Origin of the sequence: Bradyrhizobium sp. IC3195, assembly GCF_020193585.1 — a bacterium.
Lineage (GTDB): Bacteria > Pseudomonadota > Alphaproteobacteria > Rhizobiales > Xanthobacteraceae > Bradyrhizobium > Bradyrhizobium yuanmingense.
In genome coordinates, this window is record NZ_JADYVG010000004.1 from 148,220 (window position 1) to 174,404 (window position 26,185).

22 protein-coding genes are annotated in these 26,185 nt (G+C 65.2%); 8 read left to right on the top strand and 14 right to left on the bottom strand.

Annotated elements, in window-relative coordinates; genetic code table 11:
• Nucleotides 1–37: 37 nt before the first annotated feature.
• A complete protein-coding gene (locus tag I6F09_RS11080) occupies nucleotides 38–826 on the bottom strand; it encodes a thermonuclease family protein (protein ID WP_109144585.1) in 789 nt (262 codons plus the stop codon).
• Nucleotides 827–1,027: 201 nt separating this feature from the next.
• Between I6F09_RS11080 and I6F09_RS11085 the strand changes: the two genes are divergently transcribed.
• The 3 genes from I6F09_RS11085 to I6F09_RS11095 all read left to right on the top strand — a co-directional run bounded on the left by I6F09_RS11085 (nucleotide 1,028) and on the right by I6F09_RS11095 (nucleotide 4,195).
• A complete protein-coding gene (locus I6F09_RS11085) occupies nucleotides 1,028–2,626 on the top strand; it encodes a GMC family oxidoreductase (protein WP_225188050.1) in 1,599 nt (532 codons plus the stop codon).
• Nucleotides 2,627–2,633: 7 nt separating this feature from the next.
• Complete coding sequence (locus I6F09_RS11090; RefSeq protein ID WP_225155448.1) at nucleotides 2,634–3,083, top strand: gluconate 2-dehydrogenase subunit 3 family protein; 450 nt, start codon at nucleotides 2,634–2,636, stop codon at nucleotides 3,081–3,083.
• A gap of 92 nt (nucleotides 3,084–3,175) precedes the next feature.
• Nucleotides 3,176–4,195, top strand: coding sequence for a trypsin-like peptidase domain-containing protein (locus I6F09_RS11095; RefSeq protein WP_036026003.1), 1,020 nt, complete (start codon nucleotides 3,176–3,178; stop codon nucleotides 4,193–4,195).
• A 56-nt stretch (nucleotides 4,196–4,251) separates the two neighbouring features.
• Here I6F09_RS11095 and I6F09_RS11100 read toward each other — a convergent pair whose 3' ends face one another.
• The gene (locus tag I6F09_RS11100; RefSeq protein ID WP_225188051.1) at nucleotides 4,252–7,728 is read right to left on the bottom strand and encodes an indolepyruvate ferredoxin oxidoreductase family protein; all 3,477 of its coding nucleotides are present in this window, start codon (nucleotides 7,726–7,728) and stop codon (nucleotides 4,252–4,254) included.
• Between the two features lie 162 nt (nucleotides 7,729–7,890).
• Here I6F09_RS11100 and I6F09_RS11105 point away from each other — a divergent pair, with 162 nt between their 5' ends.
• From I6F09_RS11105 to I6F09_RS11115, 3 genes are all read left to right on the top strand, one after another.
• On the top strand, nucleotides 7,891–8,844 hold the full coding sequence (locus tag I6F09_RS11105) for a hypothetical protein (protein ID WP_057026814.1): 954 nt from the start codon (nucleotides 7,891–7,893) through the stop codon (nucleotides 8,842–8,844).
• Nucleotides 8,845–9,170: 326 nt separating this feature from the next.
• On the top strand, nucleotides 9,171–9,869 hold the full coding sequence (locus I6F09_RS11110) for an isochorismatase family cysteine hydrolase (RefSeq protein WP_225139651.1): 699 nt from the start codon (nucleotides 9,171–9,173) through the stop codon (nucleotides 9,867–9,869).
• A 9-nt stretch (nucleotides 9,870–9,878) separates the two neighbouring features.
• Complete coding sequence (locus tag I6F09_RS11115) at nucleotides 9,879–11,543, top strand: regulator (RefSeq protein ID WP_225188052.1); 1,665 nt, start codon at nucleotides 9,879–9,881, stop codon at nucleotides 11,541–11,543.
• Nucleotides 11,544–11,596: 53 nt separating this feature from the next.
• On the opposite strand, the gene soxA is transcribed toward I6F09_RS11115, so the two are convergent.
• The 7 genes from soxA to I6F09_RS11150 all read right to left on the bottom strand — a co-directional run bounded on the left by soxA (nucleotide 11,597) and on the right by I6F09_RS11150 (nucleotide 17,626).
• Nucleotides 11,597–12,376: a sulfur oxidation c-type cytochrome SoxA gene (soxA, locus tag I6F09_RS11120; protein WP_225112693.1), complete on the bottom strand. Its 780-nt coding sequence runs from the start codon at nucleotides 12,374–12,376 to the stop codon at nucleotides 11,597–11,599.
• Entirely contained in the window at nucleotides 12,373–12,690 is a 318-nt protein-coding gene (gene soxZ / locus I6F09_RS11125; RefSeq protein ID WP_036025996.1) for a thiosulfate oxidation carrier complex protein SoxZ, read from the bottom strand. Before soxZ ends, soxA begins: the two co-directional genes overlap by 4 nt.
• On the bottom strand, nucleotides 12,690–13,157 hold the full coding sequence (locus tag I6F09_RS11130) for a SoxY-related AACIE arm protein (protein WP_225112691.1): 468 nt from the start codon (nucleotides 13,155–13,157) through the stop codon (nucleotides 12,690–12,692). The genes soxZ and I6F09_RS11130 overlap by 1 nt, the downstream gene beginning before the upstream one ends.
• 5 nt (nucleotides 13,158–13,162) lie before the next feature.
• Nucleotides 13,163–13,609: a sulfur oxidation c-type cytochrome SoxX gene (gene soxX / locus I6F09_RS11135; RefSeq protein ID WP_036004323.1), complete on the bottom strand. Its 447-nt coding sequence runs from the start codon at nucleotides 13,607–13,609 to the stop codon at nucleotides 13,163–13,165.
• Entirely contained in the window at nucleotides 13,602–14,873 is a 1,272-nt protein-coding gene (locus I6F09_RS11140; RefSeq protein ID WP_225188053.1) for an NAD(P)/FAD-dependent oxidoreductase, read from the bottom strand. The genes soxX and I6F09_RS11140 overlap by 8 nt, the downstream gene beginning before the upstream one ends.
• A 104-nt stretch (nucleotides 14,874–14,977) precedes the next feature.
• A complete protein-coding gene (locus I6F09_RS11145; protein WP_225188054.1) occupies nucleotides 14,978–17,164 on the bottom strand; it encodes a molybdopterin cofactor-binding domain-containing protein in 2,187 nt (728 codons plus the stop codon).
• A 12-nt stretch (nucleotides 17,165–17,176) separates the two neighbouring features.
• Entirely contained in the window at nucleotides 17,177–17,626 is a 450-nt protein-coding gene (locus I6F09_RS11150; RefSeq protein ID WP_036004329.1) for a (2Fe-2S)-binding protein, read from the bottom strand.
• Nucleotides 17,627–17,982: 356 nt separating this feature from the next.
• On the opposite strand from I6F09_RS11150, the gene I6F09_RS11155 reads away from it, so the two are divergent.
• Entirely contained in the window at nucleotides 17,983–19,587 is a 1,605-nt protein-coding gene (locus I6F09_RS11155; protein ID WP_225184574.1) for a B12-binding domain-containing radical SAM protein, read from the top strand.
• A gap of 4 nt (nucleotides 19,588–19,591) precedes the next feature.
• On the opposite strand, the gene I6F09_RS11160 is transcribed toward I6F09_RS11155, so the two are convergent.
• Nucleotides 19,592–20,980 (bottom strand): MFS transporter, encoded by a 1,389-nt coding sequence (locus tag I6F09_RS11160; protein WP_225188055.1) that lies wholly within the window; start codon nucleotides 20,978–20,980, stop codon nucleotides 19,592–19,594.
• A 428-nt stretch (nucleotides 20,981–21,408) separates the two neighbouring features.
• On the opposite strand from I6F09_RS11160, the gene cax reads away from it, so the two are divergent.
• The gene (gene cax / locus I6F09_RS11165; protein WP_225188056.1) at nucleotides 21,409–22,512 is read left to right on the top strand and encodes a calcium/proton exchanger; all 1,104 of its coding nucleotides are present in this window, start codon (nucleotides 21,409–21,411) and stop codon (nucleotides 22,510–22,512) included.
• A 156-nt stretch (nucleotides 22,513–22,668) separates the two neighbouring features.
• Here the strand turns inward: cax and I6F09_RS11170 are convergent, their stop codons facing one another.
• The 4 genes from I6F09_RS11170 to I6F09_RS11185 all read right to left on the bottom strand — a co-directional run bounded on the left by I6F09_RS11170 (nucleotide 22,669) and on the right by I6F09_RS11185 (nucleotide 26,108).
• Nucleotides 22,669–22,944, bottom strand: a complete 276-nt coding sequence (locus I6F09_RS11170) for a hypothetical protein (RefSeq protein ID WP_225127481.1) — start codon at nucleotides 22,942–22,944, stop codon at nucleotides 22,669–22,671.
• A 14-nt stretch (nucleotides 22,945–22,958) separates the two neighbouring features.
• Nucleotides 22,959–23,390 carry a pyridoxamine 5'-phosphate oxidase family protein gene (locus I6F09_RS11175; protein WP_109144574.1) on the bottom strand — a complete coding sequence of 144 codons (432 nt, stop codon included), beginning with the start codon at nucleotides 23,388–23,390 and terminating at the stop codon, nucleotides 22,959–22,961.
• A gap of 191 nt (nucleotides 23,391–23,581) precedes the next feature.
• Nucleotides 23,582–25,321 carry a sulfate permease gene (sulP, locus tag I6F09_RS11180; RefSeq protein ID WP_225112685.1) on the bottom strand — a complete coding sequence of 580 codons (1,740 nt, stop codon included), beginning with the start codon at nucleotides 25,319–25,321 and terminating at the stop codon, nucleotides 23,582–23,584.
• A 442-nt stretch (nucleotides 25,322–25,763) separates the two neighbouring features.
• Nucleotides 25,764–26,108, bottom strand: coding sequence for a hypothetical protein (locus tag I6F09_RS11185; protein WP_225188057.1), 345 nt, complete (start codon nucleotides 26,106–26,108; stop codon nucleotides 25,764–25,766).
• Between the last annotated feature and the right edge of the window lie 77 nt (nucleotides 26,109–26,185).

Here is a 26,185-nt window from a genome sequence, read left to right on the forward strand (position 1 = left end):
CTCGGATTACCACTCACGGATGCGTGAGGGAGCTTGCTCACCTTGGCCGGCGGCAATTGTAGGCCTTGCGGAAGCCGGCCGCCTGGGCGTCGTCCTCCGAGCAGAACCAGCGATCCGGTGTCGTGGTCGCGGGATAGCTCGGACATCCGCGCAGATGGTAGATGCCGATATTGCCGGTGACGCGGGCGCGCACCGCGAGCTTGCCCTTGATGCTGCAATTGGGGGGCATGGTCAGCTCCTCCGGAAACAGCACGGCGCGGATTTCCTTGTCGCGGTCCGGGCGGCAGGCGGTGCCCAGCAGCGCGCCGTCCTTCTTGCCGCTGCGGAAATCTTGCGGTGCAACAAAACAGCCCTTCCAGATCCCCGCCGCCGTCGTCTTGGCCTCGGTGGCTGCCGGCTTGACGTTGGCCTTCATGGGCTCGCGTGCGAGGGCAAAGCCGAGCTTGATCAGCTGCTCGTTCAGGCTGGCCTTGTCGCCTTCGGCCGTGCAGATGGCGCGGTGCCGCTTGCCAAAGCTCTTCTCGGGTCCGACATCGTCGCAGCGCACCGTTCGTTTGTTGATGAGCTTCGCGAGCTGGTCGCGGGCCTCGATGCCGCAGGTCCAGGCATCGGCTTTATTGTCGATGCAGACCTGGTCGAGCTCCGGCGCGTCGACGCCGTCGAGCCGGTAGGTGACGTCGCCGAGCTGGACCGAGTTGCCGTCACGGGCCGTCGCGGCGCCGGTCAGCGCGGAAACTGGTCCGGACAAGGCCAGAAATCCGGACAAGGCGAGAAACGAAACGAGCGCAAAAGCGCGGGCGGCTGCAAAGATTTTCTGGAAGGACATACGGTCTCGCTATCGATGGCTCGTGCGCCCCGTTCCTAGCATCCGGATGTGGCGAGACCAATGGTCTGCGCCTCGCGAAGTGCGACATTCCGGCCCCGCCGCTTTACTCCGCCGGCGCTCTGCCCGTATCGTTTCGCCGGCCTCGCTGACCGCGCAAGGCCGAATCGCCCGGTAAGCGGCGAGGGGGAGGACAAGGTTGCGATGAAAGACCCGGTGGATGTCCTGATCATCGGCGCCGGCGCTTCGGGCGCGGCGGTGGCGTGGTCGCTGGCCGAGACCAAGATGCACATCCTCTGCCTGGAGCAGGGCGGCTGGATGAACCCGGCGGAATATCCCAGCACGGGCCGCGACTGGGAGGCCAAGTTCTACGGCGAGTGGTCGTCGAGCCCCAATGTTCGCGGCCGTCCCGAGGACTACCCTATCAACGACGACAACTCTCCCATCAAGGTCGTGAACTACAACGCGGTCGGCGGCTCGACGGTGATGTACACCGCGCACTGGCCGCGGCTGCATCCCTCCGATTTCAAGGTGAAGACGCTCGACGGCGTCGCCGACGACTGGCCGATCGACTACGAGGCATTGACTCCGTTCTTCGAAGAGAACGACCGCATGATGGGCACGTCGGGGCTATCGGGCGATCCGCTGTCGCCGCTGACGCATCCGCCGATGCCGCAGCAGCCGATGGGCCTGTCCGGCGCCATCATCGCCAAGGCCATGAACAAGCTCGGCTGGCACTGGTGGCCGTCGGACACCACGGTCGCGACGATGGACTACGAGGGCCGGGCGCGCTGCATCAATCTCGGGCATTGCACGCCGGCCTGCGCGCAAGGCGCAAAATCCTCCACCGACATCACCTATTGGCCGCATGCGATCCGTGCCGGCGTCGAGCTGCGCACGCATTGCCGGGTGCGCGAGATCACCACCGACGAGAACGGCATGGCCTCGGGCGTGGTCTATTACGACAAAGACGGCATCGAGCAGTTTCAGCCCGCGCATGTCGTCGTCATCACATGCAACGGCGTCGGCACGCCGCGGCTGCTGCTCAACTCGGCATCGGGCCGCTTCCCCAACGGTCTCGCCAATTCGTCGGGCCTCGTCGGCAAGAACCTGATGTTCCATCCCTATGCGCAGATCTACGGCTATGTGAAGGAGCCGACTGACTCCAACCGCGCGCCGCCGACCTGCCTGTGGAGCAAGCAATGGTATGACACCGACCTGTCGCGCGGTTTCGTGCGCGGCTATGGCGTTCAGTTCGTGCGCGGGGCCGGGCCGGTGTTCGAAGCGGTCGTGAGCGAGCAAAAGGGCATCTTGCCGTGGGGCGAGGATCACCACCGCGTGTTCCGCAAGCTCAACGGCCATCGCTTAGGTTTCTCCGCGATTTGTGAGGATCTGCCGGAGGAGCACAATCGTGTCACGCTCGATCCGGTGCTGAAGGACAGTCACGGCATTCCCGCGCCGAAGGTCGACTACACCATCAGCGAGAACAGCCGGAAGATGATGGAGCACGCGCTGGCGCGCGGCCGCGAGTTCCTCGAGACGGCCGGCGCGAGCGACATCTGCGTCAACTCGCCGATCCCCTGGGGCGGTTGGCACCTGCTCGGCACTGCGCGCATGGGCACCGATCCCGAGCGTTCCGTCGTCAATGAATGGGGCCGCTCGCACGACGTGAAGAACCTCTTCATCGTCGACGGCAGCATCTTCGTCACCTCGGGCGGCGTGAACCCGACCTCCACCATCCAGGCCCTCGCGCTCTACATCGCCGACCAGATGAAGCAGCGCCTCGCCAATCTGTTCGATTGAGGGTGTAATGTCCGCAGACAACCAACTGACACGCAGGCAGCGCGACGATCTCCGCGCTATCGCCGCGATGATCATCCCGGCCAGTGACGAGTACAAGGTGCCGGGCGCCGATGATCCCGCGATCCAGGCCGACATGCTGGCAACGCTCGGTCGCGATACCAAATTGGTCGCGGCGGCGCTGGATCATTTGGCGCGGCTCGCCGGGGGCCCGCTTGCCGAGCTCGATGCCGCCAGACGCGATGCGGTGGTGCATGAGTTTCGGAAGAGCGGCGGCGCCGCCGCCGCAACGCTCGTCCGTGTCGTGCTGCAATGCTATTACCGCGACGACCGCGTGCTGGGCTCGCTGGGGCTCGAGCTGCGCGCGCCATTCCCCAAGGGCCATGTGCTCCCAGAGGGGGACTGGTCGCTGCTCGATCCGGTCAAGGCGAGAGGTGGCTCGCTGAGGCGCCCGCCCTAGCCATCTGGGCAGTCCGGCCCTGCGCTCCAGGCGGGCCACTTGCGCCTCCGGGAGCAGGCCACCATCTGTGTGAGCCTTCGAGGACTCTTGCCATGTTGGACTTCACCTCAGATATCGCCGATGACGCACCGTCATCGCGGACGACGGCGCCTGGCCCGGCCGATGACCGGGCGCTGCTGGACGCCTATTCCAATGCCGTGATCGACGTGACCGACCGGGTCGGGCCCGCGGTCGTGCGCGTCGAGACCGGCCCCAAGGTGTCGAACGGTCGCGAGCGCGGCGGGCTCGGCTCCGGCATCGTGATCTCGCCGGATGGGCTCGTGCTCACCAACAGTCATGTGGTCGGCACGTCGAAGGAGATCCGGCTGCGCGACGTCGAAGGCCATGTCGGCGACGCCCAGGTGCTCGGTGTTGATCCCGATACGGATCTGGCGCTGCTGCGTGCCAATGGCGTGCGGCACTTGCCCTATGCCGCGCTCGGCAATTCCAAGAGCCTGCGGCGCGGCCAGCTCGTGATCGCGATCGGCAATCCGCTCGGCTTCGAATCGACCGTGACGGCCGGCGTGGTCTCGGCGCTCGGCCGCTCGATCCGCTCGGTGAGCGGGCGCACCATCGAGGACGTGATCCAGACCGATGCCGCCCTCAATCCCGGCAATTCCGGCGGGCCGCTGGTGTCGTCGCATGCCGAGGTGATCGGCATCAACACCGCGATCATCAATGGCGCGCAGGGAATCTGTTTTGCGGTCGCCAGCAACACCGCGCAATTCGTGCTGTCGGAGATCATCCGCCACGGCTATGTCCGCCGCGCCTATATCGGTGTCGCCGGGCAGACCGCGCCGGTCCCGCGGCGGCACGCGGTGCTGGCCGGGGTCGAGAACAAGATGGGCGCGCTTCTGATGCAGATCGAGCCGGATGGACCAGCGGCGAAGGCAGGCCTGTTGCCCGGCGACGTCGTGATCAGGCTCGACGGCGTCGAGATCAATGGCGTCGACGATCTGATCCGCGTGCTCGACCGCGACCGGATCGGCCGCCGGCTCGCCATGGACGTGCTGCGCCTCGGCCGCCTCCGGGCGATCGATATCGACCCGATCGAGCGCAAGCCGGCGCGCTGAACCGGGCGATGACAGCGTGTATGTGCCTGACGCGGAGAGAGGCTGGCGCCTAGCCTCTACTCCGCCGCGGCGGCAAAGCGGCTGTTCTCCAGCTCCGCTTCCAGCCGCGCCGTCTCGGCCGCCGCCAGCCTGATGTTGGCCTCCTTGACGTGGCCGAAGCCGCGGATGGTCTCCGGCACGCGCGCGAGCCGCGCCAGCAGCGGGATCTGCTCCGCCTTCAGCCCTGTGATCCGCTGATCGATCATCGCCAGGTAATGCGCGATTAGCTTGCGCTCGGTCCGGCGCTCCTCGGTGCGGCCGAACGGATCGAACGCGGTGCCGCGCAGGAATTTCAGCCTGGCGAGCACGCGGAAGGCGTGGGTCATCCAGCTGCCGAACTCCTGCTTCTGCAGATGTCCGGTTGCCTTGTCGCGCTTGGCGAAGATCGGCGGTGCGAGGTGATACTTCAGCGTGAAGTCGCCGTCGAACTTCTCCGAGACTTTCTTGGCGAAGCTGCCGTCGGTGTAGAGCCGGGCGACTTCATATTCGTCCTTGTAGGACATCAGCTTGAACAGGTTCTTTGCGACCGCTTCGGTGAGCTCGGTTGACTCAGGCGAAGCCGCGCTCTCCGCCTTGCGCACCTTCGCGACGGCTGCGAGGTAGCGGTCGGCATAGGCCTTGTCCTGATAGGAGTTCAGGAATTCGGTGCGCGTCGCGATGATGTCGTCGAGCGATTTCGCCGGCGCGGACGCTCTAGCCTTGAACTGAAGCACGCTGCGCACGCGCGACATGTCGTGGGCTGCGAGCCGGCCCCAGGTGAAGGCGAGCTTGTTCATCTCGATCGCAGCGCCGTTGATCTCGATGGCGCGGAGCAGGGCCTCCAGCGACAGCGGGATCGCGCCCTTCTGGAACGCAAAGCCGAGCATGAAGGGATTGGTGGCGATGGAATCGCCCATCAGGGCCGCGGCAATGCCTGTCGCGTCGATGATGTCGAGGTTGTTGTCGCCGATGGCGTCGCGGAGCACGGTCTGCATCGCGCCCATCTCGAAATCGAGATCGGGGTTTTGCACGAAGCTCGCGGTCGGCTGCAGATCAGCGTTGATGTAGGCCTTGGTCACACCGCGCTCGGCGCGGCTCAGCGCCGTCGGGCCCGCGGAAACGATCATGTCGCAGCCGAGGATGACGTCAGCGCCGCCCGTGGTGATGCGGACCGCGGAAATATCTTCCGGCTTCGGGGCGATGCGGACATGGCTCATCACCGCGCCGTTCTTCTGCGACAGGCCGGTGAAGTCGAGCGCCGAGCAGCCGCGGCCGTCGACATGGGCAGCCATGCCGAGCAGGGCACCGATGGTGATGACGCCGGTGCCGCCGATGCCGGTGACGAGGATGTTGTAGGGCCCGTCCAGCTCACGCGCCGGCGGCAGCGGCAGATCCGCGAACAGCTGGCCGGAATCCACAGCCGAGGTCTTCATCCGCTTCAGCGAGCCGCCATGGACGGTGACGAAGCTCGGGCAAAAGCCCTCGACGCAGGAAAAGTCCTTGTTGCAGTTCGACTGGTCGATCTGGCGCTTGCGGCCGAATTCGGTCTCCAGCGGCTGCACCGAGACGCAGTTCGAGGCCTGCGAGCAATCGCCGCAACCTTCGCAAACGAGCTCGTTGATGAAGGCGCGCTTGGCGGGATCGGGATAGAGCCCGCGCTTACGGCGGCGGCGCTTCTCGGCGGCGCAGGTCTGGTCGTAGATGATGACCGTTAGGCCCTTGATATCGCGCAGCTCGCGCTGCACGGCATCGAGCTCGCGGCGGTGGTGGATGGTCGCGCCTTGCGGGAAGTATCCGCCTTGCGGATACTTTGTGGGATCGTCGGAGACGATCGCAAGCCGCTTGACGCCTTCGGCCCAGACTTGATGGGCGATCTGCGCGACGTTGAAGGCGCCTTCGGCGGGCTGGCCGCCGGTCATCGCCACGGCGTCGTTGTAGAGGATCTTGTAGGTGATGTTGATGCCGGCGGCCGAAGCCGCACGAAGGGCGAGCAGGCCGGAATGCGTGTAGGTGCCGTCGCCGAGATTCTGGAAGATGTGATTCTCGTTCGTGAAGGGCGACTGGCCGATCCAGTTCACGCCCTCGGCGCCCATATGCGAGATCAGATCCGTGCGGCGGGTCGGCATGCTCAGCGCCATGCCGTGGCAGCCGATGCCGGCCATGGCGCGGCTGCCCTCGGGCACCCGCGTCGAGGTGTTGTGCGGGCAGCCCGAGCAGAAGAACGGCGTGCGCGCGAGCTTGATCGGCGTGCTGGTCGTCACCGGGTTGTCGAAGGCCTCGAGCCTGGCGAGGCGCTGCTCCAGCACGGGACTGTGATGGCCGAGCTTGCGCAAGCGCGCCACCAGCGCGCCAGCGACGATGGTCGGCGTCAGCTCGCCCTCGCTCGGCAACAGCGGTGCGCCGCGCTCATCGCGCTTGCCGGTGACGGTCGGGCGCTTTGAGGCATCGACGTTGTAGAGGATCCGCATCAGCTGGTCTTCGATGAAGCCGCGCTTCTCCTCGACCACCAGCACGTCCTGAAGACCTTCAGCGAAACGTTTCGCGCCGCTTTCCTCCAGCGGCCAGGTCAAGGCAACCTTGTAGATGCGAAGGCCCAGGTCCTGCGCGTCCTTGTCGGTGATGCCGAGATCAACGAGGGCCTGGCGCAGGTCGAGATAGGCTTTTCCAGTCGCGACGATGCCGAGCCGCGCAGGCTTGGAATCTAGCACCATGCGGTCGAGCTGGTTGGCGCGGGCGAAGGCCTGCACCGCGGCCATCTTGGGGCCGAACAGGCGCTTCTCAGCCTCGAGCGGCGGATCGGGCCAGCGGATGTTGAGGCCGCCGGGCGGCATCTCGAAATCGTCGGGCACCACGATCTGGATGCGTTCAGGGTCGCTATAGATCGACGCGGAGCTCTCCACGGTCTCGCTGATCGCCTTGAAGCCGACCCAGCAGCCCGAGAAGCGCGACAGTGCAAAACCGTAGAGGCCGAGGTCGAGATAGTCCTGGAGCGTGGCAGGATTGATCACGGGAATCAGCGCCGCCGCGAACACCTGCTCGCTCTGATGCGCCAGCGTCGAGGACTGGCAGCCGTGGTCGTCGCCAGCGAGCGCCAGCACGCCGCCGTTGCGCGAGGTGCCGGCGGCATTGGCGTGCTTGAGCGCATCGACCGAGCGGTCGACGCCCGGGCCCTTGCCGTACCAGATGCCGAACACGCCATCGACCTTGGCGCCGGGAAACAGGCCGACCTGCTGGCTGCCCCAGACCGCAGTTGCGGCGAGGTCCTCGTTCAAACCAGGGACGAAAGCGATGTCGTGCTGCTGAAGGTGCGACTTCGCCCGCCACAACGCGTGGTCGTACATGCCGAGCGGGGAACCGCGATAGCCCGAGATGAAGCCGCCGGTGTTGAGGCCCTGAAGCCGGTCGCGTTCGCGCTGCAACATGGGCAGGCGGACCAGGGCCTGCGTGCCGGACAGGAAGATCCGCTTCGATTCGAGCCGGTATTTGTCGTCCAGCTCGACCTGCAACAGCGTCATTCGGAAGTCCTCGTCTTTCGTTCGGCGGGAGGTTTGCGGTGCGGGAGGAATCGCGGCTGCGCGATGCGATTGTGACAGTCAAAAGGATGGGCCAGCGAAGTCAATATCGCTGGCCGCATCCGTGGCGCTCCTGCTAGTCATGGCTTGCACGCGGAGAGCGCCATGACTGCAAACGCATTCGACACCGAGATCACGGAGACGGCAGAGGCCCTGATCGGGCCGTGGCGTCAGCCACGCCAGATGCTGCAGGCGCAGACCTATGACGCGCACGCCTCGATCCATGACGACGCCACCGCGCAGAAGCTCGGCTTCAAGGGCGGCACGATCGAGGGCCCGACGCATTTCAGCCAGTTCGCTCCGCTCGGCGAGCGGCTGTGGGGGCAGGCTTGGTTCGAGATAGGCTGCCTTTCAGCACATTACCGCAGCGTCTGCTATGAGGGCGAAGAGGTGCAGGCGATCCTGGCGAAGCCATTGCCCGGCACCCGCCAGTGCCAGATCCAGATGGTCAAGCGCGACGGCACTGAGGTGCTGCGCGGCACGGCATCAGTCGGCGATTTGCCGGTTGCAACGGCGCTCGAGGCGCGCCTTGGCGAGCTCAAGCCGCTCACTGATCCCGTGATCTTGCGCGATGTGAAGGTGGCGCAGACCAGCAAGCGGCAGTCGGTGCGCATGGCGTTCGACCAGAACATGGGCGACCTCTATCCGTTCTCGCTGAGGCAGAAGCTCGCCGTCATCACCGAAAGCTCGCCGTACTATTCGGGCGCGGATAATCCGTGGGGCAAGCCCATCATCCCCATGGAGATGCTGAGCGTGCTGTTCCAGTACCGCTCCAAGGACGATCCGCTGCCGGCCAAGGGCCCGGCCGTCGGCCTGTTCGCCGACCAGGAGATCCGCCTGCTGAAGGGTCCACTTTTCGAGGGCGAGGAATACGAGGTCGAGCGCGAAGTGGTCGCGCTGTCCGGCAGCCGCCGCACTGAAAGCGCCTGGGTCAAGACGCGCGTGTTCGACAAGGCGGGCACGATGGTGGCGGCCATGCTGCTGAACATGGCGACGCTGAAGGAGTCCTACGCCCCGTATGAGGAAGAGCATCGGCAGTTGTATGGGGCAGGGCGGTAGTCCCACTCCCGTCATTCCGGGGCGCGCGCAGCGCGAGCTATGATGCGCAATTGCGCATCAGAGAATCCATCTCACCTCGCGCACTGCCGCCCGATGGATTCCGGGCTCGACGCTTCGCGTCGCCCCGGAATGACGAGCGGAGGCCGCTCATCCTTTAAGCAGATGCACGGCGCGAAGCCATCGCACAGGGAATGAGCAGACGCCGATCGCCGGCGTAACCTTTTGACCAGACGACAAATTCCTCGCTACCCGCGCTCAACCGCAATTGTACACAATGGCACGGCGCTTGCAGAACTCCCGCTCAGGAGAGTTCTCGCGGGGCCGTCATGTTGAACTCAGCCAAGCCGACAAGGGGCGTCGTCAGCGCCGAGCCTGAGCCGATCACGCTCGACTGGCCCGCCACCGCACTCCTCATCATCGACATGCAGCGCGACTTCATGGAGCCCGGCGGTTTCGGCGAGACGCTGGGCAACGACGTCAGCCAGCTCGCGCGCGCGGTGAAGCCGATCGGCGCGGTGCTGACGGCCGCGCGCGACACCGGCATGCTGGTCATTCACACGCGCGAGGGGCATCTGCCCGATCTCTCCGACGCGCCGCCGGCCAAGGTCGAGCGCGGCGCGCCGAGCCTTCGCATCGGCGATCCCGGTCCGATGGGCCGCATCCTCATTCGCGGCGAGGCCGGCCACGACATCATTCCCGAGCTCTATCCGCTCGACAGCGAAATCGTGATCGACAAGCCCGGCAAGGGGGCGTTCTACGCGACCGAGCTCGGCGAGGTCCTGGAAAAATACGGCATCGAGAATTTGCTGGTGTGCGGCGTCACCACGGAAGTGTGCGTCAACACCACGGTGCGCGAGGCCAACGACCGCGGCTATCGCTGCGTCGTCATCGCCGACGGCTGCGCGTCCTACTTCCCCGAGTTTCACGAGATGGGCCTGAAGATGATCAAGGCCCAGGGCGGCATCTTCGGTTGGGTCGCGGATTCAGCCGCAGTTCTGGAGGCAATGAAGGTTTCGACCACATAGGGGTATATCATGAGCACATTGACGGGGACGGCCGGCAGTTCTGATCTGAACAAGTTCGACTTCAAGCCGGCGCTATGGACGTCGGGCGACTGGAACGCGTTGTTCGGCTTCGGCGCCAACATCCTCGTCAACATGTTGGTGCTCACGGGCCTGTTGCGCTTCGTGCTGAAGATGCCCGACAGCCTCGTGTTCGGCCGCATCCTGCCCGCGCTCGGGCTGATGATGTGTCTCTCCACCTTCTATTACGCCTATCTCGCCTATCGCCTGGCCCAGAAGACCGGCCGCAACGACGTCTGCGCGCTGCCGTCGGGCGTCAGCGTGCCGCACATGTTCATCGTGACCTTCGTGATCATGCTGCCGATCACGCTCAAGACCGGCGATCCGCTCAAGGGGTGGTCGGCGGGCCTCGTCTGGGTATTCTTCCAGAGCTTCATCCTGATGATCGGCGGCTTCCTCGCGCCGTTCATCCGCAAGATCACGCCGCGCGGGGCGCTGCTCGGCACGCTCGCAGGGGTCTCCGTCACCTTCATCTCGATGCGGCCAGCGTTAGAGATGTACATGACGCCGCAGATCGGTCTCGTCTGCTTCGCCATCATCCTGGTGAGCTGGTTCGGCGGCGTGAAGTATTGGCGCGGCATTCCCGCGGGCCTCGTCGCAATCGCGGCCGGCATGATCATCGCCTGGGGCTCGAACCTGTTCGGGCTCGGCCTCGGCGGCCTGAGCATCGCGGGCGTCGGTGCGGCCTTCGCCAATTTCGGCTTCTCGGTGCCGATCCCGGCGTTTGGCTACGTCTTCTCCGGCTTCGAATTCCTCGGCATCATCCTGGTCACGGCCATTCCGTTCGGCATCTACGACCTCGTCGAAGCCATGGACAATGTCGAGAGCGCGGAAGCGGCCGGCGACGACTATCCGACCACGCGCGTGCTCACCGCCGACGGCGTCGTCAGCCTGATCGGCTGCCTGATGGGCAATCCTTTCATCAACGCGGTCTATATCGGCCATCCCGGCTGGAAGGCGATGGGCGGCCGAATCGGCTATTCGGCTGCGACCGGCATCATGGTGGTGGTGCTGTCCTGGTTCGGCATCATCTCGGTGCTGCTGGCGCTGATGCCCGTGGTCGCGATCTCTCCGATCCTGCTCTACATCGGCATGCTGATCGGCGCGCAGGCGTTCCAGACCACGCCGGTCAAGCACGCGCCTGCGATCGTGCTGGCACTGACCCCGCACCTTGCCGCCTGGGCCAAGCTCCAGATCGATACGATGCTGGCCTCGACCATGACTGCGGCAGCAACCGTCGGCGGGATGGCGGCCGACAAGGCCGACGCGGTCAAGACCGCAGCGGTGGCGGCGCTGCCGCAGCAGGGCGTGTTCTATCACGGCCTCGAAGTCATGGGCGGCGGCTCCATCCTCGGCGGCCTCATCCTCGGCGCTATCGGTGTCTTCATCATCGAGCGCGATTTCGAGAAGGCCTCCGCCTTTGCGCTGGTCGGGGCGATCCTGACCTATTTCGGCTTCATGCATGGCGAGGCCGTCGGCATCGGCGGCTTTGGCGTGACCCCCGCGGTCGCGCTGGCCTACGCCGTGATGGCCGCCGGCCTGTTCGCGGCCAGCAAGCTCGGCGCCAGCGAACACTATGCCGCGCATCCGGAGATGTCGGCCGCACCGGCGGAGTAGGCCCGGCTTCATTGTTGCGGAACGGCCGGGCGGATGGTCCGGCCGTTGCTGTTTCAGGGCCGCACCGCCGGCGTTTCCATCGGCAGGCCGCGCGCGCGCGACATCAGATAGAGCTCGAGCGCGACCAGCTCGGGCGAGCCGTAATCATAGGCCTGGGCGCGGACACCGCTCATGCAGCTGCGCAGCCGTCGCTCCAGCGAGCCCAGCGTCTGCCATTCCAGTCGATACAGCGGATAGCCGGTCGGCTGTCCTTGCGTGATCGGAGCGCCCGCGAGGCGCTTGTCGAAATTGTCGTCATGGCAGTTGGTGCAGGCAAGGTTGAGCTGGCCTTCGCGCTGCATGAAGAGGTCGCGGCCCTGGTCGACAAACGGCTTGAGTTGCGGATCGTCGCCGGCCGTGATCGGATTGCCACGCGACTGGTGGGCGACGAAGGCGGACAATGCGAGCAGGTCGCGGGTCTCGTAAGGTAGCGGCGTCGCCTGCTGATGATTGGCCCGGCAGAGATTGATGCGCTGGTCGAGCGTGACGGGACGGCCGAGGGCCTTGTCGAAGGCAGGATAACGCGCCGCGACGCCCTTCATGCTGGTGCGCGCATCGCCATGACAATCGGCGCATGCCCTGTCGGCGCTGCCGGTCTTCTTCTTCCACAGCTGCTCGCCGTCGAGCACGAACAGCATGCCGGGATTGGCGGTGTCGTCGTCCTGCATCGCCCGGGAGTCCGGCCCCATGAAGGCATAGCCGGAGCGGCGCGCATCGGGCGGGATCTCTGCGGCGAGCAGGCTTGGGCCTGTGACGAGGAATATCGCCGCCGCTATCGCGCGCCAAACAATCATTCGACCGTGATCGATGCCGATGCGGTGGACGAATAGCCGTTGTCGCCGATCCACTCGAACTCGAACTTGCCGCTCTCCTTGGCCACCGTGAAGAACGATAAATATGGGTTCGCCGCGATCGCCGGAAACAGGTCGGCGCGAAAGACCTCGGCCCCGTTGTAGCGGCAGATGAAGCTCGTGATGATGTCGCGCGGCACGAGCTTGCCGTCCGCGGTGTGGCGGAATCCCGTTTCCATGATGTGCGAGGTCAGCGTGCGGATCTCGATGATCTCGCCGCGTTTGGCTTTCGAGGGAACGTTGATGAGGGCGGCCATCAGTTCATCTCCTCGGTGCAGGCCGCCAGCGTCACGACGACATCGGCGGCAACCTGCCAGAACGTGTCGTCGGACAGGCGCGCGATCGCGACCACCTTCTGGGTGTCGGCGAGCCGGATCCGGGTCGAGACCTGGGCGCGGCCGGAGGAAGGACCAAGATAGAAATTGCCGATGTTCGGCTGCGGGTTCTTCTCGTTGAAGACGTGGATGCTCTTGACGTGGTCGTCCGCCGTCATCGGGCTTGCAACGCTGACCGTCATCGGCACCGTATTGCCGTTCTCGACCAGCGGCGGAATGTCGAGCCTGATCCTGCCGTTGCGAAGCTGGGCTTCGCCGACGAGGTTACGGATCGCAGCGTTGAGCATCGCCGGCGTCGCTTGAAGCGGCCGCAGCGTCACGATCGGGACCGTGCCGGCGACTGTCACGCATCCGGCGAGGTTCAAGAATTGTCGTCGCGTGGTTGGCATGAAACCTAGTCCCGAAGCGTTGCAAGAAAAGCCACGATGTCCTCGATCTCCGCAGCCGACAGGATCGGCTTGCCGGCGAAGTTGCGTCCGACGCGGACGAGGCCGTCGTTGCGATAATAGGACGGCATGATGGTGTCCGGATTGAAGCGCGAGGCATCGACCAGTCGAAGCCGCAACTGGCTCGCGGACCACCGGTTCCCGGCACCGGCAAGATCAGGCGCGAGGTCGCCCTGGAACCGCGTTTCCGGAAATGGGCCGGAATGGCAGAGGATGCAGGTCGTCGTGCGTGCGAGCACCAGCGCGCGCCCACGCGTGGCATCGCTGGGCGAGCCGGTGAGCGAGGCGGGAATGCCGTCGCCGACGATTGTGTAGGGCACGAGCTCGTCCGCGCTCGCGCTGCAGGCGAGGCTGGCAGAGATCAGCGCTGCGATATGGATCGGTGCTCTAGCCAAAGGTGTCCGCCGTGATGGTTTCAAACCAGCGCTCGGCCTCGTCCGCCTCGCGGGCGCGCAATTCGCGCGGCGCGTCGACCGGGCTGGTGGCGCCGCCCTCGACCTCGGCGAAGATGTCGCCCCTGGGCTCGTAGTTGCCGGCCAACGAAAAGCCGTAACCGGGCGCGACGACGTTGTAGCAGACGCCTGTCAGGCGTGGCGTCTCCGGCGCGCGGCCTGCAAAGAGATTCACGATCGCGCCAGCACAGGCCCTGCCTTGCGCGCTCGCAGCGGATGCTGATTTGGGAATGCCGCCGCCGAGGCAGGCATCGCCGATGACGTGGACGTTCGAAACGAGTTTCGACTCGAACGTGACGGGATCGATCGGGCACCAGCCCGTCGCGTCCGCAGCGCCCGCGATGGCGGCGATGCGCCCCGCGCGCTGCGGCGGGATGACGTTGGCGACGTCAGGGGTGTAGTTGCCGAACTCCGTGACGATGGTTCGCATCGTCGGATCGACCGAGGTGACGCGGCCGCCTTGCGACAGTGCGACGCGCTCGATCATGTCGCCATAGAGCTCCTTCCACGCTTTCTCGAACAGCCGCTGCTGAGAGAACGCGTCCTTGGCATCGAGGATCAGAACTTTCGACCGCGGCTTTCTCGACTTCAGGTAATGCGCGATCAGGCTCGCGCGCTCGTAGGGCGCTGGCGGGCACCGGGAAGGATTGGCCGGGATTGCAATGGCGATCGTGCCGCCGTCCGCCATCGCTTCCAATTGCCGGCGCAGCAAAAGCGTTTGCGCGCCGGCCTTCCAGCCGTGCGGCATCGTCTCCGATGCGGCGTCGTCGTAGCCGGGCAGGGCTTCGAAATGGAAGTCGATGCCGGGCGAGAGCACGAGGCGGTCATAGCCGAACGTGGTGCCATCGCCCGTCGTCACACGACGTGTTTGCGTGTCGATGTTCGTCGCAGCCTGTGTGACGATGCTGATGCCCCCGGCGGCAAGCTTGTCATAGGCGAACTGCTGCGCCTCGATCTCGCGCAGGCCCGCGATCACCTCGTTGCTGAAGGGACAGGAGATGTAAGTCTTGTTCGGCTCAATCAGGGTGACCTGCAATTTAGCATCGGCGCGCTTGAGCGCGCGGGCGCAAGCGGCGCCGCCAAAGCCGCCGCCGACCACGACGACGCGGCCCGCCGATTGTGCGCGCAGGATCGAAGGGGCGGCGAGCGATGTGGCTGCGACGGCGATGCCGAGGACGGCATTCCGCCGCGTCACCGGCGCATTCATGAGACCTGTCCGGAAAATGCTGCGGCGGCCGATACGGCCGCCGCGATTTGTCCTTTGAGCATGATCTTTTCGGAAACCCGCTCCACACTTCTCCGGATCATGCTTTACGCGAAGGTGATGTTCTGGTCGCGTAGCGGCACATGGCGGATGCGCTTGCCGGTCGCGGCGAAATACGCGTTCAGCACCGCCGGCGCCGCGATGCCGATGGTCGGCTCGCCGACGCCGCCCCAGAACCCGCCGCTCGGCACCATCACCGCCTCCACCTTCGGCATCTCGTTGATGCGCATCGAGTTGTAGGTGTCGAAGTTGGTCTGCTCGATCTTGCCGCCCTTCACGGTGCAGCCGCCGTAGAACAGCGCGGAGAGGCCATAGACGAAGGAGCCGGCGACCTGTCGCTCCACCTGCGCCGGATTGACGACGTAGCCGGGGTCGGTGGAGGCGACGATGCGATGCACCTTGATCTTGCTGCCCTCTGTCACCGAGATCTCGGCGGCGCCGGCGACATAGCTGCCATAGCCCATCACCTGGGCGATGCCGCGATAGACGCCTTGCGGCGCCGGCGTGGTCCAGCCGATCTTCTCGGCAACCGCATTGAGCACCGCGAGGTGCTTGGGGTGGTTGCCCATCAGCTTGCGACGGAATTCGAGCGGGTCCTGGCCTGCGGCATGGGCGAGCTCGTCCATGAAGCATTCCATGTAGATCGCGTTGTGGTTGACGTTGACGCCGCGCCAGAAGCCGGGCGGGACGTGCGGGTTGCGCATCGCATGCTCGACCAGAAGGTTCGGCACCGAATAGCCAAATGCGGCTTCGCCGGATTGGGCGACGCCCTGGAATGCCGCGAGATCCATGCCGTTCTGCAACGCTTCGGGGCGGAGCGAGAACAGGATCGATTGCCCGGACAGGCGGTAGTGCAGCGCGATCAGGTTGTTGTTGGCATCGAACGCGCCGGTCATCTTGCACTGGGTGATCGGGTGATACCTGCCGTGCGCCATGTCCTCTTCGCGCGACCACAGCAGCTTGATCGGCGTGCCCGGCATCTGCTTGGCGATCATAACCGCCTGGCGGACATAGTCGGTCTGGCCGCGCCGGCCGAAGCCGCCGCCTAACATCACCTTGTGCACGTCGCACTTCTCCGGCGGCAGGCCGGACGCTTCCAGCACCGCTGCAAACGCCGCCTCGCCGTTCTGCGTCCCGCACCAGACCTCGCATCTGTCGGCCGTGTAGAGCGCGGTGGCGTTCATCGGCTCCATCGTGGCGTGGTTCTGGTAGGGATAGGAGTAGACGGCCTCGATCTTCTTGGCGGCGCCGGCAATCGCGGCCTTCGCGTCGCCGTTCTTGTTGCCGACATAGGCGGGCTGCGCATTGTCGAGGCCCTCGGCCAGCCATTTCGCAATCGACTCGCTGGAGACTTTTGCGTTGTCGCCTTCGTCCCACACGATCGGCAGTGCCTCCAGCGCGGTCTTGGCGTGCCACCAGGTGTCAGCAACGACCGCGACCGCGGTATCGCCCACCTTGACCACCTTCTTGACGCCTTTCAAGTTGGCGATCTTGGCTTCGTCAAAGCTCTTCAGCTTGCCGCCGAACACCGGGCAGTCCTTGATCGCAGCGTTCAGCATGCCCGGCAGCTTGACGTCGACGCCGTAGATCATCGCGCCGGTGGTCTTGTCGGCCGTGTCGAGCCGATTGACGCCCTTGCCGATCAGCTTCCAGTCCTTCGGATCCTTCAGCTTGACGTCCGCCGGCGGCGTCAGCTTCGCCGCAGCTTCGGCGACCTTGCCATAGGTCGTGGTCCGGCCCGAGGGCGTATGGGTGATGACGCTGTTCTGGGCCCTGCATTCGGAGGCCGGCACCTTCCAGGCGTCGGCTGCGGCCTGGATCAGCATCACGCGCGCGGTGGCGCCGCCCTTGCGGACATAGTCCTGCGAGGAGCGGATGCCGCGGCTGCCGCCGGTCGAGAAATCGCCCCAGACGCGCTTGCGGGCGACGCTCTGGCCGGGGGTCGGATATTCGGTCGTGACCTTGGTCCAGTCGCATTCGAGCTCCTCGGCAACGAGCTGGGCGAGGCCGGTCAGCGAGCCCTGGCCCATCTCCGAGCGGGCGATGCGGATCACCACGGTGTCGTCGGGCCTGACCACGACCCAGGCGCCGATCTCCGGCGAGCCGTCGGCGGCGCGGACCACGGCGGGGCCGCCGAAGGGCAGGTCGAGGCCGATGGCAAGGCCGGCACCGACCGCAGCGGTGCCGATGACGAAGGCGCGGCGGTTGAGCCGCGGCGATATATGCTTGTTCATGTGGGGATTTCCTTACGCGCTCGCGATCGTGTGGATCGCCTCGCGCACCTGCTGGAAGGTGCCGCAGCGGCAGATATTCGTGATGGCCTCGTCGATGTCGGCGTCGGTCGGCTTCGGCTTCTCGTTCAAGAGCGCGGCCACCGCCATGATCATGCCGCTCTGGCAATAGCCGCATTGCGGCACGTCCTGGGCGATCCAGGCCTCCTGCACCTTGTGCAGCGTATTGCCCGAGGCGAGCCCCTCGATGGTGGTGATCTGCTTGCCCTCGGCCTCGCTGACCGAGATGCCGCAGGAGCGCATCGCAACGCCGTCGAGGTGAACCGTGCAGGCACCGCATTGTGCAATGCCGCAACCGTATTTGGTGCCGGTCAGGCCGGCATTCTCGCGGATTGCCCAAAGCAGCGGCGTATCCGGCTCGACGTCGAGCGTGAAGGGTTTTCCGTTGATTGTTAGGTTTGCCATCGCAAGTCCCCTGATTGGCCCAATCCACCGATTGAACTCAGGGGCGCAATGTGTGCGGCAAACTGGAACGGTTCAAATCAACAGTCCGAGGTTCAAATCAACAAACCGAGCGCGACCAGGGCGCTTGGCCCCCGCTCTGGGTATGGACCGGGACGCCGTTTTGGCTCATCCCTTCGCAATCGATTCGGGTTGAGGCCTTGTTCCGAGGGCGCCAATCCGCGGCTTGAGGCGACGTCCGGCTGTGAATGCCGGTTCCAGGACCCCGCGCGGCTTGCGCTGCGGCGACAGTTTGTCCCTATTGCCGGGGTGCAAGTCGCGGGCGCTTTGGTACACTGCGCCGACGCAAAAGGAGTTCCATGAACGTGCCGAGTCCCTGCAACGTACTGATGCTCTACCCGCTGTTCTCGGCAGAGTCCTTCTGGACCTTCGGCGAATCCTGCAAAGTGCTGGGCGTCAAGCGCCCGGCCGCCCCCTTGGGCCTGATCACCGTTGCCGCGATGTTGCCCGAGAGCTGGACCGTCCGGCTGATCGATTGCAACACCGCGCCGTTCGGGGAGGAGGATCTCGCCTGGGCCGACGTCGTCTTCACCGGCGGAATGTTGCCTCAGCAGGCCGACACCTTGCGTCTGATCGAGCTCTGCCGCGCTGCCGGCAAGCCGGTCGTGGTCGGCGGACCCGACCCCACCTCGAGCCCCCATATCTATGAACGGGCCGACTTCCGGGTGCTCGGCGAGGCCGAGAGCGTCATGAACGAATTCATTGCGGCCTGGGAGAGCGGCGCGCGTTCCGGCCTCTTCACCGCACCGAAGTTTCAGGCCGACGTCACCAAGACGCCGGTGCCGCGTTTCGACCTGCTCAAGTTCGAGGACTATCTCTATCTCGGTGTGCAATATTCGCGCGGTTGTCCGTTCACCTGCGAGTTCTGCGACATCATCGAGCTCTATGGGCGCGTGCCGCGGACCAAGACGATCGAGCAGATGTTCGTCGAGCTCGAGACGCTCTACAAGATGGGCTATCGCGGTCATCTCGACTTCGTCGACGACAACTTCATCGGCAACAAGAAGTCGCTGCGGCAGTTCCTGCCGAAGCTCGCCGAATGGCAGCGCACGCACGGCTATCCGTTCGAATTCTCCACGGAAGCCTCGGTCAATCTCGCCGACGACCCGGAGCTGTTGGAGCTGATGGGTGCGGCCAATTTCTTCGGCATCTTCGTCGGCATCGAAAGTCCGGACCCGGCGACGCTGGTCGCGATGCGCAAGAAGCAGAACACGCGGCGCAACATCGCCGAGAGCATCCACAAGATCTACGCCGCCGGCATGCTCGTCACCGCGGGCTTCATCGTTGGCTTCGACAACGAGAAGGTCTCGATGGCGGAGGCGATGATCGACTTCATCGAGGAGGCGGCAATCCCCGTCGCCATGGTCGGCCTGCTCTATGCCTTGCCCAACACGCAGCTCACGCGCCGGCTGGAGCGCGAAGGCCGGCTGCATTCCGGGCACGACGTGGCCCCGACGATTGGCGCGGATCAGTGCACGGCGGGCATCAATTTCGATCCGGTCCGCCCGTTGCGCGACATTCTGACGGACTACAAGCGGGTGCTGGAACACATCTACAGCCCGGCGGCCTATGCAGCACGTGTCGACCGCCTGATGACGCTGCTCGACCGGTCGAGGCAGCGTTCCGAGCTTGCCGAAGGCGATATCCGCTCCAAGCTCGGAGCCATGGAGACCGTGCACAAGGTGGTGTCCGCGCTTCCTGAGGCGCGGGGGCCGCTCTGGCAGACCTTCATGAACTGCGCCAAGCGCGACACGTCATCGGCGCGCATCGCCGTGCAGATGATCGCGGCCTATGCACATCTCGGCCCGTACTCCCGCAAGGTCATCGCGGCGATCGACGAGCGCCTGGCCGCGCTGGACAACGAGACCGTCGCTCCGGTGGCTGTCGGCGTGACGGCGGCCTGACAGCTTACTTCACGGCGAGCCGCAGGAAGCTCATCACGCTGCCGAGCGCGGCAAAGCCCGCGCCGAGCGCCAGCGCCAGCGTCGCGCCCTCGTGGCCAGCGAGTGCGAAGCAGGCGGCGGCGAGCGCCGCGCCAGTGGTCTGCCCAGTTAGGCGCGCGGTCGCGACGATGCCGGAGGCGCTGCCGCTGCGGTGCGGCGGCGCGCTTGCCATCACCGCCTTCATGTTCGGCGCCTGGAAGAAGCCGAAGCCCATGCCGCAGATCACCATCCGCCAGATGATGTCGGCAATGGCGGGATTGGGCGGCAGTGTCGCGAGCAGCGCCATGCCGAGACCCAGCAGGACGAGGCCGATGCCGCCGAGCAGCCCGACGGCATGGCGGTCGGAGAGGCGGCCTGCGATCGGCGCCATGATGCCGACCACCAGCGGCCAGGGCGTCATGAAGAAGCCGGTCTCGACCTGCGAGCGGCCGAGCACATCCTCGAAATAGAACGGCAGCGAGACGAAGGCGAGGCCCTGGACGGCGAAGGAGCACACCGCCGTTGCCGCCGACAGCGCGAACATCGGCCTGGCGAACAGGTCGATCGGCAGCATCGGCGCGGGATGGTCGGCGTGGCGGCGGGTCAGGATCACACCGAGCACGAGGGCGGTGACCAGCTCGATGCCGACCACGAATGGCGACAGATTGTGCGCGGCGCTGCCGATGCCGGTGATGAACAGGCCGAGGCAGGCGGTGGCCAGGATCGCGCCGAGCAAGTCGAAGCCGTGATCGGCGCGCGGAGTCTTCGGCAGCATGGCAAAGCCAATGCCGATCGCGATGAGGCCGAAGGGGATGTTGACGGCGAACAGCCACGGCCACGGGCCGAAGGCGAGGATGGCGGAGGCGATCGAGGGCCCGAAGGTGAAGGCGGTCGCGACCACGAGCGCGTTGTGACCGAAACCGCGGCCGAGCATGCGGCCGGGATAGACGAAGCGCACCAGCGCGGTGTTGACGCTCATGATGCCGCTCGCGCCCAGCCCTTGCAGCGCGCGCGCCAGCAACAGGCTGTCGAGCGACCATGCCACCGCGCAAAACAGCGAGGCAATGGTGAATAGGATCAGTCCGCCGAGATAGATGCGCTGGTGCCCGACGATCTCGCCGAGCGCTCCCAGCGGCAAGAGCGTCGCCACCAGCGCGATCTGGTAGACGTTGACGACCCAGACCGACTGCTCCGGCGTGACGTGCAGGTCGGCGGCGATGGCCGGCAGGGCGATGTTGGCAATGGCAGTGTCGAGCGAGGCCATCGCGAGCGCAGTGAAGATCGCGGCAACCGCCCAGCGCCGCTGCGTCGACGGAAGACCGTCGGCGGTGGGATGGTCGGGCTCGCGCGCGGCGGCAGGTAACGTGATCGTCATTTTTGTTGGCGCGCTGCTCCGGCGGCGTAGCCATGGGGGACGTTCGGCATGTACTACGGAGGCGCCGGCTTCCACAGGCGCAAGCTTGCATGCTGTGTATGCGCGAAGGTCGGGCGACGCGCTTGCGCTGCGGGCGCAAGGGCGAGGCCAAAAGAAAAGTCGAAAAACAACCCCATGCACAGTAGGAGGCCCTTTGATCGACAAGGCATTTTCCCGCCGTGTCGCAAACGGCGGTCGCAGCCGTGATCAACTTGACCCGTCGGGCAAAACACTGGCAGGATGCCAGCGTGGCAGCGATCAGGCCGGGAGCAGGCCGCATGCGCGTCCTGCGCGCGCCGCCTCCACCACGCCGACGTTGAGACAGATCAACACTCGACCTGCGCGGCCGCCCGAACTTTCCATCAGCGCATCGATGGAAGGGCGGCTACATGCAGATTCTGCTCAGGGAAATCCGGAATACCCCTTTGCTCTGGATGCTGGCCTTCGTGCCCATCGTGCTGGTGGCCGAGGCGGTGGCGCCGCATTCCCACACGCTGCTGTTCGTGCTCGCGGTGCTGGCCATCGTTCCGCTGGCGGCGCTGCTCAGCCACGCCACCGAGGCGGTCGCCGCCAAGACTGGCGATGCCGTGGGCGGATTGCTCAATGCAACGCTCGGCAATCTGACCGAGCTGATCATCGCCATCACGGCGCTGCGCGCCGGCCAGTACATGCTGGTGAAGGCCTCGATCGCGGGCGCGATCGTCACCAACGCGGTGTTCATGCTGGGCGCCTGCCTGTTGCTGGGCGGCCTGCGCTATCATGTGCAGGAATATAACCGCGCCGGTGCGCGGCTCTCGTCCGGCCTGTTGCTGATGGCGACCGTCGCGCTGCTTGCGCCTTCGGCGGTCGCCGATCTCGACCACCTGCCGCAGGGCGGGGGCATCCTCAACAAGCTCAGCCTCGGCATTTCGGTCCTGCTCATCACAGCTTACGGGCTCGGCCTGTTGTTCTCGCTTCGAACGCACAAGGAATTGTTCGCAAGCGCCGGTCACGGCGACGACGACAAGGAGGCGCACTGGCCGATCGGAACGGCCGTCGGCACGCTGCTGGTCGTCACCGTGCTGGTCGCGCTGGTCAGCGAGATCTTCGTGGAATCGGTGCAGAAGGCGGCGGAAACCTTCGGAATGAGCCCGGCCTTCGTCGGCTTCATCGTCGTCTCGCTGGTCGGCGCCGCCGCGGAATTCGCGGTGGCCTTCGCCGCGGCACGCAAGGACCGGCTCGACATGGCCGTCAGCATTGCGCTCGGCAGCGCCTCGCAGATCGCGTTGTTCGTCGCACCCGCTTTGGTGCTGCTCAGCTATGTCGTGGGGCCGAAGCCGATGGACCTGCAGTTCTGGCCGGGCGCGGTCACCATGATGATGATCGCGACGGTGACGTCGGCCTTCATCACGGCCAGCGGGCGCTCGGCCTGGTTCGTCGGCGCCCTGCTGATCTTCATCTATGCCGTGTTCGCGCTGACGCTGTACGTGGTCCCGCCGGCGGGGCAGGGGTGAAGTTCGGTGCCCCTCGATCTCGCTCCGGCAGGCTATTGGTCGTACGAGAAAATGTCGCTCCAGGCCGCGATCGTCGGCGTCAGCTCGGGTGCATGGCGGCGCGATGCGCAGGGATCAGCAAACCGCGAAGGTTAGGCGTGCTTCGTCGAACCCACCTTACGGCACAAACGTGCTGAGCTCGTAGACGACGACCGCAGCGCCGAGGCAGCGCCGCCAGGGATTCACGCCGCGGATAATCTCATCGGCGCCCCAAATCACTAGTCCGCTTTTAAAGACGATTGTCAGGGCGACGCTGGCTCTTCCCGCGGAAGGCCAGATCCAAAGCAGAAGGCCCGCGACGATCACGATCCATAGAATGAGGTTGGGCCATTGCGCGATGGTGATGGCACCGGTTTCGCGGCTCCTGAAGAACCAATCGAGGAATCGGCGCACGATCACCGCGTCAGTCAGATCACGACCTCACCCTCTTCGCGGCCCGTCCAATAAGTGATGCGCTTGGCTTTGACCTTGATCAGGACGATGCCCGGCGTATCGATTCCGTTTTCGAACCACTTGTCGAGGTCGCTGGTCCAATGCTGTTGGAAGGCGGCCTTGTCGCGGATCAGCTCGGCAGTCCCTTCGACCGCGAGGTAGATTCCCTTCGAGAATAGGCCCGCCTCCGATGAGAATCCGAGCGCTACCTTGGGATTTCGTTGGATGTCCGACACCGTTCGCGCCTGTTCGTAGGTGAAGTAGTACGAGGTGCCGTCGTAGGCGACGTCGCCGTTGTTGCTCATCGGACGGTTGGCAATCTCGCCGTTCTCGGTGTGCGTCGAGAGAATGGCGATGTCGATGCCGGCCATTTCCTTTGAGATTTCGGCGAGCGATTTCTTGGGCATGAACTTTCCTCCAGTGGAGCGGAGGCAACGATTGGATTGGGCCCATGTTCCCCGAAGCCGGGCACGAAGTGCGCGCCCGCGGTTCAGCAATGACTCGCTTATTGCCGGCGGCGGTCTGGCGGTTGGCCGCCATGCTCGCCGAAAATGGCCGCAGGTGCGGCCCTGCGCTGGTTGTCGCGCTGGCCGGCTCGTCAAGACCCGACGTGACGACCGACCTCGACCTGATCCTCCCAGTCCTCCCATTCGACATTGTTGATGTGGAGGTAGCTCGAGACGGCCGAGCCGATGGTCGGAAAGAACTGGGCTTCGCCGACCTGCGCATACAACCCGAACCGCTTCAGCTTGTCCTTCACGGGATCCTTCAGCTCGGCAAAGCAAAGTTCGATGCTCCTGACGTGGAGCGCCTCGTCCAGTTCGGCAATTGTGTCGCAGGCGGTGACGTCGACGCTCGTGACCGGTTCGGCGGCGACGACCAGCCAGCGCACGGGTGTCGGCGATTGCTCGACCGCGGCCAGAATACGTTCCTTGAAGAACTCGGCATTGGCGAAGAACAGCGGCGCGTCCCAGCGGAACAGCACCAGTCCGGGTATCAGGCGGGCATCGGGATATCTCGTGATGTCGTGATAGCCCTTGACGCCCTGCGCCCGCCCGAGAATTGCGGAGTGCGGACGCCAGCCGTCCCACAGAAACTCGGCAATGGCGACCGCGATGGCGAGGCCGATTCCGGGAATTGCGCCGAGCACGGCTACGCCCACGAAGCACAGCACGGTCAACCAGAATTCCCAGCGCTGGATCCGGTAGATTCGTTTGAGATCACTGATCTCGATCAGGCCGATTGCGGCTGCGATCACCACGGCGGCCAATGCGGCATTCGGCAGGTGCTGCAACAGGTTTGGCGCAGCCAACAGAAGGAACGCGATCGCAAACGCGCCGACGACACATGTGAGCTGGGTGCGGGCGCCGGCGGCTTCGGCAACGGGCGTGCGCGAGGAACTGCTGCTGATCGGGAAGCCCTGGAAAAAGCCGGTCGCCAAATTGGCCGCGCCGAGGCCCACCATCTCCTGGTTCGGATCGACCTTGTCGCCCAGACGAGCAGCATAGGTTCGCGACAACACGCTGGTATCGGCGAACGAGACCAGAGCGATGGCGCAGCCGCCGGCCAGCACGGGGATCAGATCGCCATAGCCGATCCTGGGAATGGAGAAGGCCGGCAGACCTTGTGGAAGTGGCCCCAAGACTTTCACACCATAACCAGTTCCCAGATCAAGGAGTGAGACGACAAGGGTCGCTCCGACGACGGCAATCAGGATTCCCGGCAGTCGCTTGCTGTCCTTGAGCAGCAGGATGACGATCAACGTACCAAGCCCGACTGCGAATGCGGCCCAATTGATCTTGCCATCACCGATCCCAACGGCGATCGCCCATAGGTCTCTCAGCGGTCCTTCGCTTTCGATCGAGAAGCCGAGCAGCTTTGGCAACTGGCTGATCAAAACGGTCAGCGCGATCCCGTTCATGTAGCCGTACCGTATCGGCTTGGACAGCAGCTCCGTCACGAACCCTAACCGTGCGATGCCGGCCACAATGAGCACCGTTCCCGAAACGAGCGCCATCATGGCGGCAAGCATTGCGGCGCGGACCGGATCGCCGCCGGACAGGGGGACGATGACGCCGAGGATGACAGCTGCCAGCGCCGAGTCCGGTCCGAGCACGATGATGCGGCTCGGACCGAACATCGCGTAGGCCAGAAGCGGGACGATGGTCGCGTAGAGGCCGTGGATGCCCGGCAGACCGGACGCCACGGCATAGGCAATTCCGACCGGGACAAGCATGGTCGCCAGCACGAGACCTGCGAAGACATCATGCCGAAGCCAGGCCGCTTCGTAGTACCGAAGCGTATCGATCCCGGGCACCCAACGCGTCCAAACGTTCACCGCGCGCACTCCAAAGGCCGGTCGCCATGCGAAGCGATCGCCGGTCAACAGACGATCAACACGGATATCTGCAGTCACGTGTCGGCTCGCCGATAGCGCGCGACGATCTCGCAACGACTCGACCACTCGCTTGACGCAAATCAACGTTGCCGTAACCCCGACTATTCCGCGGCGCAGCAATCCTTGGGACGAGAGCCTTCGCTCCTAGACCTGATACCGCAACCCGCCATCCACCGAAGGGCCGAGAGCCTTTTTCTGTGCCATCCTTCGCGACGCCGGCTCAGGCGGGCTCCTGAGCAGGGAGTGTGTGGCTGCAGTCTCGGAAGACACTGACGCCGATTAGCCTCATCCTGAGGAGGCGCGTAAGCGCCGTCTCGAAGGACGAGGCGTGCGCACCGGCCAAGTCATGTGCGATAACCCTGGCCATCCCTCACGTTCGTCCTCACCGCACGATCATCGACTCCGGCCAGTTCGGTGCTTGCCACACCGTCGACCACGGCTGGTCACCCCCACAGCCGCGCGCCGTGACATCCACGCGGACGAGCACGAAGCTGCTGGTGCCACTGGTAAAGCCTTCGGTCCTTCCAAGGCGGTAGACGTGACGAAGGCGAGAGCTCGGACACATGTCTGTTCCGGTCTCAGCCTCGAACTCACCGGCCTCCTTTCGCCAGGTGATGAGGCCCGGCCGCGGCGTGGTGCCGAACCCGGTGTTCTGTGCGAGGAATGGAAACACGACGAGCTTCGGGTGGCGCGCGTCCTTGAGGTCGAAGACGAGATGACTTCCCAAGATCCACTGACAATATACGAGGACGAGACGGTGCTCTCTCTCGACCAAGAAGCGAAGCGGAATCTGTTTATGCCTTT